Origin of the sequence: Frankia sp. AiPa1 (assembly GCF_023243075.1) — a bacterium.
In the GTDB taxonomy this organism is placed as follows: domain Bacteria; phylum Actinomycetota; class Actinomycetes; order Frankiales; family Frankiaceae; genus Frankia.
Genome location: NZ_JALKFZ020000186.1, coordinates 20,890 through 35,436, shown reverse-complemented (window position 1 = coordinate 35,436; position 14,547 = coordinate 20,890). Strand labels below are relative to the sequence as shown.

Below are 14,547 nucleotides of genomic sequence, written 5' to 3'. Positions count from 1 at the left end.
GGTCCAGGGGTTCTCCGGGTTCCGCAAGGACGGGCGGCCAACGCCCGCGGGCGGCGCCGTCGAACGGTATGACCGCCACAGGCGGCGCCAGGGAGGGGCAGGGCGGTGCGCAAACTCGGTTCGCGGTACGTGCTGCACGAAGTTTTGGGGCAGGGCACGACCGGCCAGGTCTGGCGAGGCGCACGGGTCTCCGACGGCGCCTCAGTCGCCATCAAGGTGCTGCGCCGGGAGCTCGCCGACGACCCGGCGATCGTCGAGCGTTTCCTGCGCGAGTGGGACCTGCTCGCCGAACTGGACGATCCCGGCCTGGTCGCCGTGCTTGACCTGGTCAACGAGCCGGGCAACCTGGCCATCGTGATGGAACTCGTCGAGGGCCCCGATCTGCGTGCCTACCTGCGGGAGTTCGGCCCACGGCCGGCCCGCGAGGCGGTCGGTCTCACGCTCGGCACGCTGGGCGCCCTTGACCGGGTGCACGCTGCCGGCATCGTGCACCGGGACGTCAAGCCCGAGAACATCCTGATTGACATGGCCGATCCGGACCACCCGGTCGCGCGGCTCACCGATTTCGGCATCGCCCGGATGATCGGATCGTCGGATCCGCAGGTCACCGGCCCGATCGGCACCCCGCTCTACATGGCGCCGGAACTCGCCGCCGGCGCACCCCCCACCGCCGCCGCCGACGTCTACGCCGCCGGGATCGTGCTCTACGAGGTCCTCGCCGGATCACCGCCGTTCGACTCGCCGAACCCCGTCGAGCTGCTGCGGGCACACCGCGAGGACGAGCCGATGCGGATTCACGGTGTTCCGGCACCCCTGTGGGACACCCTCGAGCGCATGCTGGCCAAGTCGCCGCGGCAGCGGCCGGCCAGCGCCGCGGAGGCTGCCGACGAGCTCGAGGATGCTCTCGCCGCCTGCCTGCGCGGCGCCGGGGCCTCGGCCCTCGCCGTCGGCATGCCGATCGGCCCGGCCACGGCTCGGGTCGATCGGGACGCCACGGCCGCGACCCGGATCCAGGCCCACCGGGGCGGCGAGCGTGCCGGGACACAACGGTCCCCGCGCCCGGCCGTCGCGGCCGTCGGTGCAGGTGGGGCCGGTGGCCTCCGGCAGGAGTGGAACGATCTGGAGCACACCCAGATCGCCGGCAGCCTGCCCGCCGCGCCGCCCCGGGTCGGCGGCGCCGGATGGGAGTCGGACGCCCAGCGCACGCGGATCGCCGGGGCAACCGGTGCCGGCGGCGGCGGCGCCGCGGCGCGGACCGGTGCGCGTTCCGGCTGGGACAACGCGGACGCTCCGACCGGCCTCAGCCCCGCGGTCCGGGTACCGACCCGGTCCGGCGGTCCGGCCGCCGACACCAACACGGTCATGAGCGCGGTTGCCCCCGACCAGCAGCCGGCTCCCTCCGGTGGTGGACCGGGCGGCCCCCGCCCCGACCGCCGTCGCCGTACCCGCATCGCGGCCGGCGCCGGGCTCGTCGTCGCCCTGGTCGCCGGGGCCGGCGGCTGGGCACTCGCCTCCGGCGGCGACGCGACCAGCTCGCTGAACGCGAGCAGCACCTCCGAGACATCCCTCGACCCGAGCGGCACTGGCACGACCGAGCCGCTGGGCTCGGGAGCTCCGGGAATCGTCGCCATTCCTGGCGCGACCGTGGGCGGTGTCCACGGGAGTCCTGGCACGCGCGCCGTGTCCGCGCCCGCCGGCAGCTCCGCCCCGGGCTCCGCCGCCTCGGCGACGCCGTCGGCCCGGGCGACCGCCGGCAGCAGCCCCTCGCCGTCGCCGACCGATGATGGGACGGCGGTGGTGCCCAACACCGAGGGCATGTCGGTCAACGCCGCGGTCAACACCCTGGGCGCGGCCGGGTTCCAGAGCGTGTCCAAGAAGTACGACTGCTTTGACACCGGTGCCGTGGATGCCGTCGTAAGCCAGACGCCCAAGGGCGTGCGGACCGCGAAGACCACCCAGATCTCGCTGCAGATCCAGGGCAACGACTGCAAGGTCGTCCCGAACGTCAAGGGCATGACCGAGGCGGCCGCGAAGTCCGCGCTGAACGCCAAGGGCTTCTACTGGATCAACGGCTCCTGCCCGACGGGCTACACCAGTCAGGTGCAGGCCTACTCGCCGACCGGGCGGGTGCCGAGCGGCTCCACCACGGTGACGCTCAGCCTGACCTGCAATGCTCCGACGCAGACGGCCAAGCCGACCACCACCAAGCCGACCGGCGCCGCCACCAAGTAGCCGGACCCACCACTCGGCCGTTCTCCCCACCAACTGGCGCCGTCCTCGCAGCTGGCGCCGGTCCTCCCAGCAGGAACGATCAGCCCGGCCGGCGCTGGTCCCAGCCGGCGGTCGCCCGGCCAGGACCGTTGGTCACGCCCTGTGGCAGGCCGCCAGGCAAGATCCCGTTACACAGGTCGCCGTGGGGGGCATATCGGGCACGGCAGCCCCCACGGCGACCTGTTTGGATCTTTGCGGCCCGCCACTTCGAGATTGCCATCACGGATCGTGATCTCGGGCAACCGGTGGCACCATCTTCACCAGGCTCACCATCTGTGGCGGGGGTAGCCAGGTCCCCTGGACCAGGTCCAGGTGGGCAGGTCCAGGTGGGCAGATCCAGGGGGCCAGGTCCAGGTGGGCTCAGCCGAGCTGATCCATCGGCAGCGACCGGATCTCCTGCGGCAACGCACGAAGCTCCGGGCGACCGCCGCCGGGCGGGCGGCCCAGCGGACCCAGCGGGCGTGGTGAACCAGCATCCTCGACGCGCAGGCTGCGCGGCAGCGGCATGGGTACTGGAAGCTCCGGCTCCGCCTCGGTCACCGGCAGGGTGGCGGACAGGGCGGGCGCCGTCGCCGCCCACAGGTTCACCTCGACGATGATCTCGCCGTTGTCGGAGGACATCCGCAGGCGCCCCCCGTGCACCTCGACCAGGCGGCGCACGACGTAAAGACCCATGCCAGCGCCGTCGATCGCACGCGTCGCGGAACCATCGCGCTGAGTGAATGGCTCGAACAGCTGGCGGATCGTGTCGGGATCCAGGTCCGGGCCGGGGTTGCGCACGCGCAGCACGACCTCGTCGCCGACCCGGCCGGCGATGAGCCGCACCGGGGCTCCCGGCCAGGAGTGCACGAGCGCGTTGTCGACGAGGTTCGCCACGACCTGGATGAGGGCCTGCCGGGCCATCCGGACGGGCAGCTCGGCCGGCACGTCGACCGTGACACTGCTCGGGGAGCTCGTGTACGGCAGGCCATCGAGAACATGGCGGACGACGTCTGGCAGGTCGGCGATCGTCGTCTCGTCTGTGCCGGTGGCCGTGGCGGCCGTCAGCATATTCTCCAGCAGCCGGGAGAGCCGGTCGGAGTTGCGCACCGCGGTGTCGAGCAGATCGTCGAGCCGGGCGTCGGTGAGCCGGTCGCGATGCCGCTTGATGGTGAGCAGGTTGCCGCGGATCCCGGTCAGCGGGGTGCGGAACTCGTGCGAGACGGTGGCCAGGAGGTCACTGCGGATCCGGTCGGTCTCCTCCAGCCGAGCCATCAGGGACTGCTGCCCCTCGTGCAACTGCTGGCGGTAGTCCTCGACGCGGCGGCGGGACTGCTCGTTGTAGTGCCAGAAGACCATCTGCGCACAGGCGAGCGCGAAGATGAAGCCCGCGTGCAGACCGGCCAGCAGCCACGCGTTGTCCAGCGTCGGCGAACGTCGGGTGACGATGTCCCCCATCGTCAGGTTCGCGACGAACACGAACGCGATCGCCAGCAGGTAGACCGTCCACTCCTCGTAGAGCGCGATCAGGGCGACCACGACGAAGAAGTGGAAGTACATGGGCATCAGGCCGTCGGAGATGTGCACCAGGACGACCGAGCAGCACAACAGGCCCAGGCTCGCGGCCAGCGCCCGCACGCGACGCCGGCCCGGCACGACCGCCGCGGCGAACAACAGACCCGCGGGGGTGGCGGCCAGCAGGCCGTGCGCGGGGCTCAGCTCCCGGACGACGGCGTAACCGGCGAGGATCGGTAGGTGCATCGCGAGCACCAGGCACATGAGGGTGTGCCGGGCGGTCCAGTCCTCGATCGGCAGCCCACGGCTCTGCGGGAGCAGCGCGGCCAGCCGGCGCACCGGCCTCGGCCCGTCCTGTCCGCCACCCTCGAGTGGCATCGACAGCGCGGAAACCGTGGCCCGCGTCGAGGCGGGGCGGCCACCGCGCCGGGCACCGCGTCCTCCACGAGCGCTGCCGTGCCGACGGCGGGCCCGTTCAGGGGTCGAGGGACTGACGGTGGACATCCGCGCAAGTTTCTACCGTTCGAGCCCGGGAGCACCATGGTTGTCAAGGGTGGTGTCACATGACGACAGTGCCCAGGTTTGACTAGGCCTTCCGCACCACCTCGGACCGGGCTCAACGGAGGATGGCGCGAATGATGGTCCCCCGGACAGTCTGTGGTCCGCGAGGTGGCCCCAGGACGGCCGCCCATGGAGGAGGACACCGTGCCCCCAGTGGCCCTGACAGCCTCGACCGCGACCACCCTCGTTGCGCCACACGCGGCCCACCCGGGCTCGCCGGCCGCCGGTGCCAGCGGCGAGACCCGGCCCACCGCCCTGGCCGCCTCCGCGCGTCCACAGCTGCGCCTGGTCCCGGCTGCCCTGCCGCTCACGGTGGTCGAGGCCGCGCGATCCAAGGTGCGTGCGCAGTCCGAGGTGCGCGGGCAGTCCGAGACCCACGGGGAACCCGAGGTGCACGGCTGGGGTGGCCCGAGCACCTGCGGTTGCCGGGAATGCACGATGGCGCGCCACCCGGCGTTCATGCCCCGGCTGACGGTCGTCCGGTAGGCCTTCGCCCGGTATGAGGCCGCTGGGACCAGCGGCTGGGCCGGACGCAGAGACGACGATGGCCCGTGGAGCGCACTCCGCGGGCCATCGTGGCATCGAGAACACGGGCATACCTCTGGTCTTCTGGGAAAAGAAGATACAAGCCCGCTGTAGCCCCGACCGGATTCGAACCGGCGCTACCGCCTTGAGAGGGCGGCGTCCTGGGCCGCTAGACGACGGGGCCAAGACTGAAAATCTACGTACAAACCTGCGGTGAAACTATGTTCCTGAGTGTACAGGGTTCCTGAGTGTACAGGATGCCGGACTAGTCCGGCGAACGGCTCCAACGAGAGCCGCTCGTACAGCTGGGGTACCAGGACTCGAACCTAGACTAGCGGAACCAGAATCCGCCGGGCTGCCAATTACCCCATACCCCAAGGGCCTGTTCGGCGTTGCCTACTGTACCCCATCGACGGCGGTCACCGGAGCACGGGGGCCGACCGTTTTCACCGCGGCCGGTGAACGGTGCTCGCCCGGCCGGATCGGAGCCTCGGCCGGGCGAGCGCCCGTCAGCGCGCCGTGACCGGATTGGTGAGAGTTCCGATACCCTCGATGGTCACCGCGACCTGCTGGCCCGGCCGCATCGGCCCGACCCCGGCCGGGGTTCCGGTCAGCAGGACGTCCCCGGGCAGTAGCGTCATCGCCGCCGACATGTACGCCACCAGCGCCGGCACATCACGCAGCAACAGCCTCGTGCGCGAACTCTGCCGCTGCTCACCGTCGAGCGTGGTGCGCAGTGCCAGGTCGGCGGGGTCGAGGTCGGTCTCGATCCAGGGGCCGAGCGGACAGAACGTGTCATGCCCCTTTGCCCGGGTCCACTGCCCGTCGGCCGACTGCTGGTCACGGGCGGTGACGTCGTTGGCGCAGGTGTAGCCGAGCACGACCTCGCTGGCCCGTTCGGGTGGCACGTCGCGACACAGCCGGCCGATGACGACGGCCAGCTCCCCCTCGAAGTCCACCCGGTCACTGCCTGGGGGCAGCATGACCGGATCGCCTGGTCCGGCGACGCTGGTCGACGGCTTGAGAAACAGAATCGGCCGGGCCGGGGCCTCGGCCCCGCCCATCTCCCGGACATGGTCGGCATAGTTCTTGCCGACGCAGAGAACCTTGCTGGGCAGCACCGGGGCAAGGAGCCGGACGTCGGCCAGGGGGCGTCGCACGCCGGTGAACGAGAACGGGCCGAACGGATGCGGCGCAATGCCCGCGACGACGGCCGTACCATCCTCGATCGAGCCCTCCACCACGCCGAAGCCGGGCTCGGAACCATCGGTGAACCTCGCGATACGCACACCCCGACCGTATCCGTCGCCCGGCCAGGTGCCTGCACACCGGGCGGCCCCGCGGCCGAGCGGCGTGATCGGATTCGCCAGACGAGGGATACGCCCCGAAAATAAGGCAGGATGACCGGAAGCACTCCCGGTAGCAGGTGGCATCGAGCAGCGGCGGGCCACCCCGACGAGCCTTCACAAGGGCCCTTCCGCCGGCTTCGAACGGCGCGAGGCGCCGGGCCGGGTGCGGACGACCCCGTGGCGGCGGGTCACGGGGCGGCGGGATGGGAAAGGGGAATCGTGAGCGAACTCGACACGACACCGGTGTACGACGTCGGGGCACCCGAGCCGAAGGATGTCGACGAGGAGCTCAGCGTCAAACTCGGCCACCTGGCCGAGGACGCGATCCTGCGCGCGAAGCCGAACGGCGCCGAGCGGTGCGACAACTGCCTGTACTACCTGAACACCGACGACTCCATCTCCTACTGCTGGCATCCCAAGCTGCGCATCCTGGTGGGTGGCGAGTGGTGGTGCCAGTGGTGGGAGGAGATCGAGGAGGGCTGACGCCCACCCGGCGCCGACTCCCCACACCGGCGGTCACGGCGAGCCGCACCCCCTGTGCGGTCCGTGCGCCGGGTGGGCGAGTCCGCACCGAGCCGCACAACGGCAAGGTTCAGGAAACGGCCGCCGGGTCAGGACGCTCGCCCTGGCGGCGCAGGCCATAGTTGACCGCGTCCACCAGGGCGGACCAGGACGCGGCGATGATGTTCTCGTCCACTCCGATGGTGTCCCACCGGGAGCGTCCGTCGCCGGTGCCCACGAGCACCCGGGTGACCGCGCCGGATCCCTGCCGACCGTCGAGGATGCGCACCTTGAAGTCGACGAGTTCCAGGTCGGCCAGGCCCGGATAGGACTTCTCCAGCGCGTCACGCAACGCCCGGTCGAGCGCGTTGACGGGGCCGTTGCCCTCGGCGGTGGCGACGTGGCGGGCGCCGTGTGAGGTGAGCTTCACGGTGGCCTCGCTGACCACCTCGCCGTCCGGACGCCGCTCGACGATCACCCGCCAGGACTCCAGCGTGTAGTAGCGCACTCGGCCGGTCACCTCGTCGCGCAGCAGCAGCTCGAACGATGCCTCGGCGCCCTCGTAGGCGAATCCGGCCGCCTCCCGTTGCTTGATCAGCTCAAGGACGCGACCGAGCGCGTCCCGCTCGTTCGAGAGATCGAGGCCGAGCTCCCGGCCCTTGAGCTCGAGGGTCGCCCGGCCGGCGAGTTCCGAGACCAGCATGCGCATGTCGTTGCCGACCATGGCCGGGTCGATGTGCTGGTACATGTCGGGGTCGATCTTGACGGCACTCGCGTGCAGGCCGGCCTTGTGCGCGAACGCGCTCGTCCCGACGTACGGGCGGTGCGGGTCGGGCGCGGAGTTCGTCACCTCGTCGATGGCGTGGGCGACCCGGACCAGCTCGCGCAGCCGCCCGGGAGGCAGCACGGCCCGTTCCAGTTTGGTCTCCAGACCGGCGATGATGCTGAACAGGTTCGCGTTTCCGCACCGCTCGCCGTAGCCGTTGGCCGTGCCCTGGACGTGGGTGACGCCAGCCTCGACGGCGACCAGGCTGTTCGCCACCGCGCAGTCGGTGTCGTCATGGCAGTGGATGCCCAGGCGGGCCCCGGTGGCCTCGAGCACGCGCCCCACCACCTCGGAGATACGGCCGGGCAGCATGCCGCCGTTGGTGTCGCACAGCACGACGACCTCGGCACCCGCCTGCGCCGCGGTCCGCACGACCGCCAGCGCGTAGTCCGGGTGGGCCCGGTAGCCGTCGAAGAAGTGCTCGGCGTCGAGGAAGACCCGCTTGCCCTCGGCGCGCAGATGGGCGACGGTGTCCCGGATCATCGCCAGGTTCTCGGCGGCGTCGGTGCGCAGTGCCCGCTCGACATGACGCAGGTCGGATTTGGCCACCAGGCAGACGACGGACGTCCCGGCGTCACGCAGCGCGGCGACCTGTGGATCGTCCGCGGCGGCCCGGCCGGCGCGCCGCGTCGCGCCGAATGCGGCGAGGCGGGCCGTCGTCAGGTTCAGCTCCGTACGCGCCCGGTCGAAGAACTCCGCGTCCTTCGGATTGGAGCCGGGCCAGCCACCCTCGATGAAGCCGACGCCGAGATCGTCAAGGTGGCGGGCGATCGCCAGCTTGTCCCCGACGGACAGGGACAGGCCCTCCTGCTGGGTGCCATCCCGCAACGTCGTGTCGTAGATGTGCAGGGAATCGGGATCGTATGGCCGCACGCCGGGCGCCTCTCCGGTGGATCGGATGGCCGCGGGACCGAGTCCACCGCGACCGCTCCGCTCTCCCACCGGCCGCGCGCGGACGACGTGCTCCGGCGAGGGCGTCCGGCAGGTGCGGAGACCTGGGCCGCCACGCGCCCGGCCCCATGGGTCAGCGACCGGAACGCGCGACGGAGACGGGTTCGCCGCCGACGACCAAGCCTACGTGTAACAGACTCGACATGTGAACAGTGTGACGTGGACGATAGACCGGACACCGGGTAGCGGGCACGATGCCAACCACAGGCCCTGGCGGCCGGGGTGGCTCAGTCGCCGGCGAAACGACGCAGCCGGTCGACCTGGAGAATCGTGATCGTCTGCCCCTCGGAGAGGATCCAGGAACGCCGTTCGAACTCCCGCAGCGCCTGATTGACCGACTGCCGCGAGCCACCGAGAAGCGAGGCGATCTCGGTCTGGGTGAGCCCGAGCTCGATGACCGGACGGCCCGCCTCCCTCATCCGCAACAGCAGCAGCTTCGCCACCCGGCGAGGCAGATCGAGGAACACCAGGTCGGCGTTGGCTCCCGTCAGCCGCCGCACATGGGCGACCAGGGCCCGGATGAGCTGCTCGGCGACCGCGGGGCGCTCGTGGACGAGCTCCCACACCGCCGTCCGGTCGAGCACCAGGGCGGTGCTGGGCTCCAGCGCCTCGACGCTGGCGGAGCGGGTACCCGCCTCGACGATGTTGATCTCGCCGAGCGTCTCCTGCGGACCCGCGATGTTCAGCACGTGGTCGCGCCCGTCGTCCGCCTTGGTGAGAATCTTCAGCCGGCCGCTGGCCACCACGAGCAGGGTGTCCGCCGGCTCACCCTCGGTGAAGATCACCTGCCCCCGCCGGAACCGCCGCGTGACCGCCCGGGCGGCCAGGCGCAGCAGATCCTCTTCGTCCAGCTCCTTCAACAGCGTGGTCGCGCGAAGAAGGGCGACCGCCTCGTTGTCGTGCATGCGGTGACCGTAGCGTTGCCGCCCCCTCTCATGTGCCGCAGCCGTCGACAAGGGGCGAACCCCCGTGATCGGCCCGCCGGAAACATCCCCGGACCAGCTCACCACGCACTCACGCCGTCACGTGGACGCGACTCCAGCAACGCACGACGTCACGCATGCTCAGAATTCCGGAGACCTCACCGCCTGAGGTGACTATCAGGTGACGAAACTCTCCCCGCAGCATCGCGGCCGCCGCCTCGTCAAGAGACCACCGCGGATCCGCGAAGACGACGTCACGGGTGAGGTGGTTCGTCGCGATCTCGACGTCGGGATCCTGCCCGGCCGCGACGGAACGCAACACGTCCCGCTCGGTGAGAATCCCGTAACCCTGGCTGTCCGCATCGTGAACGACCGCGGCACCCACCCGGCGGGCAGCCATCAGCCGGGCCGCCTGTCGCAGGGTGTGACCAGGACCGATCATGAGAACAAGGGAGCTCATCCCTTCCGACACCTGCACGTCGCCTCCCGACGCTCTCCCGGCGCTTGTGCGTTCGTGAACGCCCTTCTCTGCGACGGTAGGCCTCGGCCGGCACCTTTACCAGACCGACACGAAAATCGGCGTGGCCGAGACGTGACATCGACCACTCCATTTCGTCCGCGTCTGGCGCCGCCAACGGCCGTCCGAAGGCCGCCAGGCCGACGTCCGGTGGGATCAGCCGCCGACGAGCTCGTTCCAGGACCGGTAACGCTCCAACTCGCCCCGGGTCGCCTGGTGGAAGACCTCCAGCAGCTCCCGGGTGATCGGGCCGGGCTTGCCCGCGCCGATCTGCCGGTCGTCGACGGACACGATCGGCACGATCTCCGCCGCCGTCCCGGTGAAGAACGCCTCGTCGGCCAGGTAGAGATCGGTGCGCACCACGTGCTGCTCGACCACCTCGTACCCCTGGTCCGCGGCGATCTGCATGATCGAGGCCCGGGTGATGCCGCCGAGCGGGCCGTCGGTCAGCAGCGGGGTGATGACCTTCCGGCCGGAGACGATGAAGACGTTCTCCCCCGTACCGTCGGCGATGTGGCCGTTCGGGCTGGTCAGGATGGCCTCGTCATAGCCGGCCTTGACCGCCGCGACCTTCGCGAGCGAGGAGTTCAGATACTGCCCGGAGGCCTTGGCCGCCGGTGGAGTGATGTTGGGGTCGTTGCGCTTCCAGGAGGAGATCACCGCCCGCACACCGTTGGCCTCCGCGTCGTCGCCGAGGTAGGCGCCCCACGGCCAGACCGCGATCATCACCTCGACCGGAGACGGCAGCGGGTTGAGGCCCATCTCGCCGTAGCCGAGATAGATCAGCGGGCGGATGTAGCAGGAGGAGATGTCATTGACGGCGATCGTCTGCTTCGTCGCGGCCACCACGTTCTCCTGGGTGAACCGCGGCTCCATCACATAGATCTTCGCGCTGCGGTAGAGGCGCGCGATGTGGTCACTCAGCCGGAAGACGGCGGGACCGTCCGCAGTCTCATAACAGCGGATGCCCTCGAAGACACCCCACCCGTAGTGCAAGGTCGGGTTGAGCACGTGTATGCGGGCGTCGTCCCAGTCGACGAACTCGCCACTCATCCAGATCTTCGACGTGGGGGTGATGGGCACAGCGGACTCCCGGCCAGGATGTATCGCGAACCGAACAAATCAGCGAACCGAACAAGACGGCGAAACGAACGAGGCAACTCATCGAACAGAAAGGCGAAACGAACAACGGCGTGAACTGACAAACCAGGGTGACGATTATGCCGATCATCGCCGTGGTGCGGCCTCGTCGGCTGCCGTCCACCGGATCTACGGCTCCCGCTCGAGAATAACCACGCGGTGTCGTGACGGGAAACGGCCCAGCCCGCCCGGGCGGTCCCGTCCCGGGTCAGGCGCTGACGCGGGCCGCGAGGTCCTCGCCACGCTCGCGGGTAGACACCGACGACGACGCCGTGGCCGCGCCGTCACGGGCGCGCTCGGCGAGCGACGCCGCCACGGCGGCCTCGACCCTGCGCGCCTCCTCGGTGTGGCCGAGGTGGTCGAGCAGCATGGCCACCGAGGCGACCGTCGCCGTGGGGTCGGCCAGTTGCTTGCCGGCGATGTCGGGCGCGCTGCCGTGCACCGGCTCGAACATGCTGGGATGAGCACCCGAAGGATCAAGGTTGCCGCTCGCGGCCAGGCCGATCCCCCCGGTGATCGCTGCGCCGATGTCGGTGATGATGTCGCCGAACATGTTGTCGGTGACCACCACGTCGAAGCGCCCGGGATCCGTCACGAAGAACATCGACGCGGCATCCACATGCTGGTAGTCGACCTGCACGTCGGGAAACTCGGCGCCGACCTCGGCGACCGTGCGCGACCAGAGGTCACCCGCCCTGGTCAGCACGTTGTTCTTGTGGACGAGAGTGAGGTGTCGACGCTCACGGCGCGCGGCACGGCGGAAGGCGTCGCGGACCACCCGCTCGACCCCGAACCGGGTGTTGAGGCTCTCCTCGGTGGCGACCTCGTGCGGCGTCCCGCGGCGCAGGACGCCGCCTGCTCCGGCGTACGGCCCCTCGGTCCCCTCCCGCACCACGATCATGTCGATGACCGGGTCGCCAGCGAGCGGGGATCGTACCCCGGGGTAGAGCCGCACCGGTCGCAGGTTGACATGGTGATCAAGCTCGAACCGCAGCCGCAGCAGCAGGCCCCGCTCGAGCACGCCGCTCGGCACGCCGGGGTCACCGACCGCGCCGAGCAGGATCGCGTCGTGACCGCGCAGCTCGGCCAGGATGGAGTCCGGCAGGGTCTCGCCGGTACGGTGCCAGCGCGTGGCGCCCAGGTCGTACTCGGTCGTCTCAACCTTGGGATGCACGGCCCGCAGCACGCGTAGCCCCTCGGCAACCACCTCGGGGCCGATTCCGTCGCCGCCGATGACCGCAAGCCTCATACGCCGACTGTAGCCGGCCGCGGGGACTCGACGCGTCGCGCCCCGACCCGCCGCGGACACCCGGCTCCCTGGTCAGGACACCAGCCCCGCTCATGCCGCCGAAACAGCGCCACCCGACCGAACACCATTGCCATCCAACAGATTACGTGGCGTAATCGGAATCCATCGACACAACGACGCCAGCCAACGCCGTTGTCGGCAGATTGATAAATACCCGTCAACGCCCATCCGGCCACCCCACACAGGCCGACGGCGAAGATTCTGGTGCCATCCCCGGATTCGGCGGCAGATCAGATGTGCGCAGCGGCCGAGCCGTATACCATGCAGCACCCCCTCGACCCGACGCAAGAAATGCCGCGATCACTAATCAAGGCGATACCCGCCAGTACCTCAAAAGAGCGCGGGATCCACAACTCCGGACGGTACTCATGCCGCCCGCACTGAGCAGGTGGTAAGAACCTCACTTACCAGGACAGTGCGACGTGCTTGAAGCGAGGGGGTGCACGGCGCATGATTACCCGACCCCGGACTCCGTCCGGAGCCGCCGGCCGAAGCCGTGCCGACAACGAGCCTACCGTCGACGCTTCCCACGACAGATCCGGTAGCTGTGCTGCGCCGTCTGCCGCCGCCACTGGCGCGCCCGCCGCCTACGAGACCTCGGCCGGCTACGACATGTCCGTCGAGTACCAGGTTCCGGCCGATTACGAAGCGGCCGATTACGAAGCGGAGCTGCCGGACCTGGACCGGATCCTGCGCGATCCCACCGAACCCACACTGTTCTTCCAACCGGTGGTGGACCTCCAGCGGGGAGTGATCGCCGGCTACGAGGCGCTGGCCCGCTTCCACAGCCATCCCGCCGTCTCCCCGGACCGCGTGTTCGCCGCGGCGGTCCGGCGCGGGCTCGCGGCGGAGCTCGAGGCCAGGGTGCTCGCCTCGGCGCTGGCCGCCCGCGACCATCTGCCCGACCGATGCTTCCTCGCGGTCAACGTGCTGCCCCATCTCCTCGGCGAGCCGGAGCTCACCCAGGTCTGGCGGGGCGCCGACCTACGCCGGATCGTGCTGGAACTCAACGAGACGGACGATCTCGACGACGCGGTGGAGCTGGCTGCCATCACCAGCGAGCTACGCGATCGCGGCGCGTTCATAGCCATGGACGACGTCGGGTCCGGCTACGCCGGCCTGCGCCAGATCGCCCGGGTTCGCCCGGATTTCGTCAAGCTGGATCGTTCGCTCGTTGTCAACATCGACGACGACCAGGTCAAGATTGCTCTGACCGAGCTGGTCGGCGGCTTCGCGAGCCGCCTCAACGGCTGGGTGATCGCCGAAGGGGTCGAGCGGACCGACGAGCTGGCGATGCTCGTCGCGCTGGGCATTCCCCTCGGCCAGGGCTTCCTGCTGGGCCGCCCGGCGCCGCAGTGGCAGCAGCTCGACGCGGGGGTCGCCCGTCGGCTGCGGCAGCTGTCCGAGCGCACCAACCGGGCGGCGAGCATCGAGAGCCTGATGGAACAGGTCACCGTGAGCATCGGGGACTCGGGCCGGTGCGCGATGTCCGCGGACTGCCCCAGCTGCCCGATGCGCTCAGCCTCGGGCCCCGGCGAGGCGACGCCGGAGGAGGGCGATGACCAGCAGAACCTCCGGGCGACCATCATCGTCTCCAACCGGTGCCGCCCGGTCGCACTGCACATGTCCGGTGGGGGAAGCGAACTGCGCCGAATGCCGACCACGCTGTTCGCGCGGCCCGAGGAGCCGGTGACAGAGGTGGCGCGGCGGGCGATGACCCGTTCGCGGGCCAGCCGATTCGATCCCGTGATTATCGTGACCGAGATGGGCCGACCGCTCGGTCTGGTGAGGATGGAGAGTCTGATGCTGCGTCTTGCGGAATTGTCGACATGAGACGGAACCGCTATTGGACCGCGCAGGCCCTGATGGCGCCCAGCCCTGCGCGTATCGGCCATTCTCGACCGACGGAGATCAGTCTCCGCCGTCCGGCCATGAAGGAATTCTACTGCGGCGCGATCATTCATGGGTGCGAGACCCGGATCGCGGCCTCGAACGAGGCTGACCTGCTGCGTTCGGTCGACACTCACGCACGTGTCGATCACGGCATGGTCGACGTACCCGATGCGCTGCTGGATGAGGTACGCGGGGAGACCACCAACTTCGGGCCGCGTTCCGAGCGCCACGGCTGACGGTTCCAGACTCGGAGCCGTCAGCCGTCCGTCAGGTTGCCGGACTCCCCG

General features: G+C 70.1%; 12 protein-coding genes and 2 tRNA genes. 5 read left to right on the top strand and 9 right to left on the bottom strand.

Annotated features, from left to right (window positions below; all coding sequences use genetic code 11):
* The first annotated feature begins 105 nt into the window (after nucleotides 1–105).
* On the top strand, nucleotides 106–2,232 hold the full coding sequence (locus MXD95_RS25475) for a serine/threonine-protein kinase (protein ID WP_250643272.1): 2,127 nt from the start codon (nucleotides 106–108) through the stop codon (nucleotides 2,230–2,232).
* A gap of 399 nt (nucleotides 2,233–2,631) precedes the next feature.
* Here the strand turns inward: MXD95_RS25475 and MXD95_RS25470 are convergent, their stop codons facing one another.
* Nucleotides 2,632–4,269, bottom strand: a complete 1,638-nt coding sequence (locus MXD95_RS25470; protein WP_250643271.1) for an ATP-binding protein — start codon at nucleotides 4,267–4,269, stop codon at nucleotides 2,632–2,634.
* A gap of 201 nt (nucleotides 4,270–4,470) precedes the next feature.
* Between MXD95_RS25470 and MXD95_RS25465 the strand changes: the two genes are divergently transcribed.
* Nucleotides 4,471–4,812 (top strand): hypothetical protein, encoded by a 342-nt coding sequence (locus MXD95_RS25465; RefSeq protein ID WP_250643270.1) that lies wholly within the window; start codon nucleotides 4,471–4,473, stop codon nucleotides 4,810–4,812.
* A gap of 150 nt (nucleotides 4,813–4,962) precedes the next feature.
* On the opposite strand, the gene MXD95_RS25460 is transcribed toward MXD95_RS25465, so the two are convergent.
* The 3 genes from MXD95_RS25460 to MXD95_RS25450 form a co-directional block, all read right to left on the bottom strand.
* Nucleotides 4,963–5,035 (bottom strand) — tRNA-Glu (locus MXD95_RS25460).
* A 121-nt stretch (nucleotides 5,036–5,156) separates the two neighbouring features.
* Nucleotides 5,157–5,228 (bottom strand) — tRNA-Gln (locus tag MXD95_RS25455).
* A gap of 132 nt (nucleotides 5,229–5,360) precedes the next feature.
* Nucleotides 5,361–6,140, bottom strand: coding sequence for a fumarylacetoacetate hydrolase family protein (locus MXD95_RS25450; RefSeq protein WP_250643269.1), 780 nt, complete (start codon nucleotides 6,138–6,140; stop codon nucleotides 5,361–5,363).
* A gap of 279 nt (nucleotides 6,141–6,419) precedes the next feature.
* On the opposite strand from MXD95_RS25450, the gene MXD95_RS25445 reads away from it, so the two are divergent.
* Nucleotides 6,420–6,683, top strand: a complete 264-nt coding sequence (locus tag MXD95_RS25445; protein ID WP_250643268.1) for a hypothetical protein — start codon at nucleotides 6,420–6,422, stop codon at nucleotides 6,681–6,683.
* A 109-nt stretch (nucleotides 6,684–6,792) separates the two neighbouring features.
* Here MXD95_RS25445 and cimA read toward each other — a convergent pair whose 3' ends face one another.
* The 5 genes from cimA to MXD95_RS25420 all read right to left on the bottom strand — a co-directional run bounded on the left by cimA (nucleotide 6,793) and on the right by MXD95_RS25420 (nucleotide 12,307).
* Nucleotides 6,793–8,400 carry a citramalate synthase gene (gene cimA / locus MXD95_RS25440; protein ID WP_250643267.1) on the bottom strand — a complete coding sequence of 536 codons (1,608 nt, stop codon included), beginning with the start codon at nucleotides 8,398–8,400 and terminating at the stop codon, nucleotides 6,793–6,795.
* 305 nt (nucleotides 8,401–8,705) lie between these two features.
* The gene (locus tag MXD95_RS25435) at nucleotides 8,706–9,383 is read right to left on the bottom strand and encodes a Crp/Fnr family transcriptional regulator (RefSeq protein ID WP_250643266.1); all 678 of its coding nucleotides are present in this window, start codon (nucleotides 9,381–9,383) and stop codon (nucleotides 8,706–8,708) included.
* Between the two features lie 109 nt (nucleotides 9,384–9,492).
* Nucleotides 9,493–9,861: a CBS domain-containing protein gene (locus tag MXD95_RS25430; protein WP_251079009.1), complete on the bottom strand. Its 369-nt coding sequence runs from the start codon at nucleotides 9,859–9,861 to the stop codon at nucleotides 9,493–9,495.
* A gap of 213 nt (nucleotides 9,862–10,074) precedes the next feature.
* Entirely contained in the window at nucleotides 10,075–11,001 is a 927-nt protein-coding gene (gene ilvE, locus MXD95_RS25425) for a branched-chain-amino-acid transaminase (RefSeq protein ID WP_250643264.1), read from the bottom strand.
* Between the two features lie 265 nt (nucleotides 11,002–11,266).
* Nucleotides 11,267–12,307, bottom strand: a complete 1,041-nt coding sequence (locus tag MXD95_RS25420; RefSeq protein ID WP_250643263.1) for a 3-isopropylmalate dehydrogenase — start codon at nucleotides 12,305–12,307, stop codon at nucleotides 11,267–11,269.
* Between the two features lie 672 nt (nucleotides 12,308–12,979).
* Here MXD95_RS25420 and MXD95_RS25415 point away from each other — a divergent pair.
* Nucleotides 12,980–14,200 carry an EAL domain-containing protein gene (locus tag MXD95_RS25415; protein ID WP_374122142.1) on the top strand — a complete coding sequence of 407 codons (1,221 nt, stop codon included), beginning with the start codon at nucleotides 12,980–12,982 and terminating at the stop codon, nucleotides 14,198–14,200.
* Nucleotides 14,197–14,496, top strand: a complete 300-nt coding sequence (locus MXD95_RS25410; protein ID WP_250643261.1) for a DUF1059 domain-containing protein — start codon at nucleotides 14,197–14,199, stop codon at nucleotides 14,494–14,496. The genes MXD95_RS25415 and MXD95_RS25410 overlap by 4 nt, the downstream gene beginning before the upstream one ends.
* The last annotated feature ends 51 nt before the right edge of the window (nucleotides 14,497–14,547 follow it).

Coding starts and splice junctions, on each gene's coding strand:
- MXD95_RS25470 (WP_250643271.1), bottom strand. CDS start 4,269: ATGTCCACCGTCAGTCCCTCGACCCCTGAACGGGCCCGCCGTCGGCAC.
- MXD95_RS25435 (WP_250643266.1), bottom strand. CDS start 9,383: ATGCACGACAACGAGGCGGTCGCCCTTCTTCGCGCGACCACGCTGTTG.
- MXD95_RS25430 (WP_251079009.1), bottom strand. CDS start 9,861: ATGAGCTCCCTTGTTCTCATGATCGGTCCTGGTCACACCCTGCGACAG.
- MXD95_RS25420 (WP_250643263.1), bottom strand. CDS start 12,307: ATGAGGCTTGCGGTCATCGGCGGCGACGGAATCGGCCCCGAGGTGGTT.
- MXD95_RS25415 (WP_374122142.1), top strand. CDS start 12,980: ATGTCCGTCGAGTACCAGGTTCCGGCCGATTACGAAGCGGCCGATTAC.
- MXD95_RS25410 (WP_250643261.1), top strand. CDS start 14,197: ATGAGACGGAACCGCTATTGGACCGCGCAGGCCCTGATGGCGCCCAGC.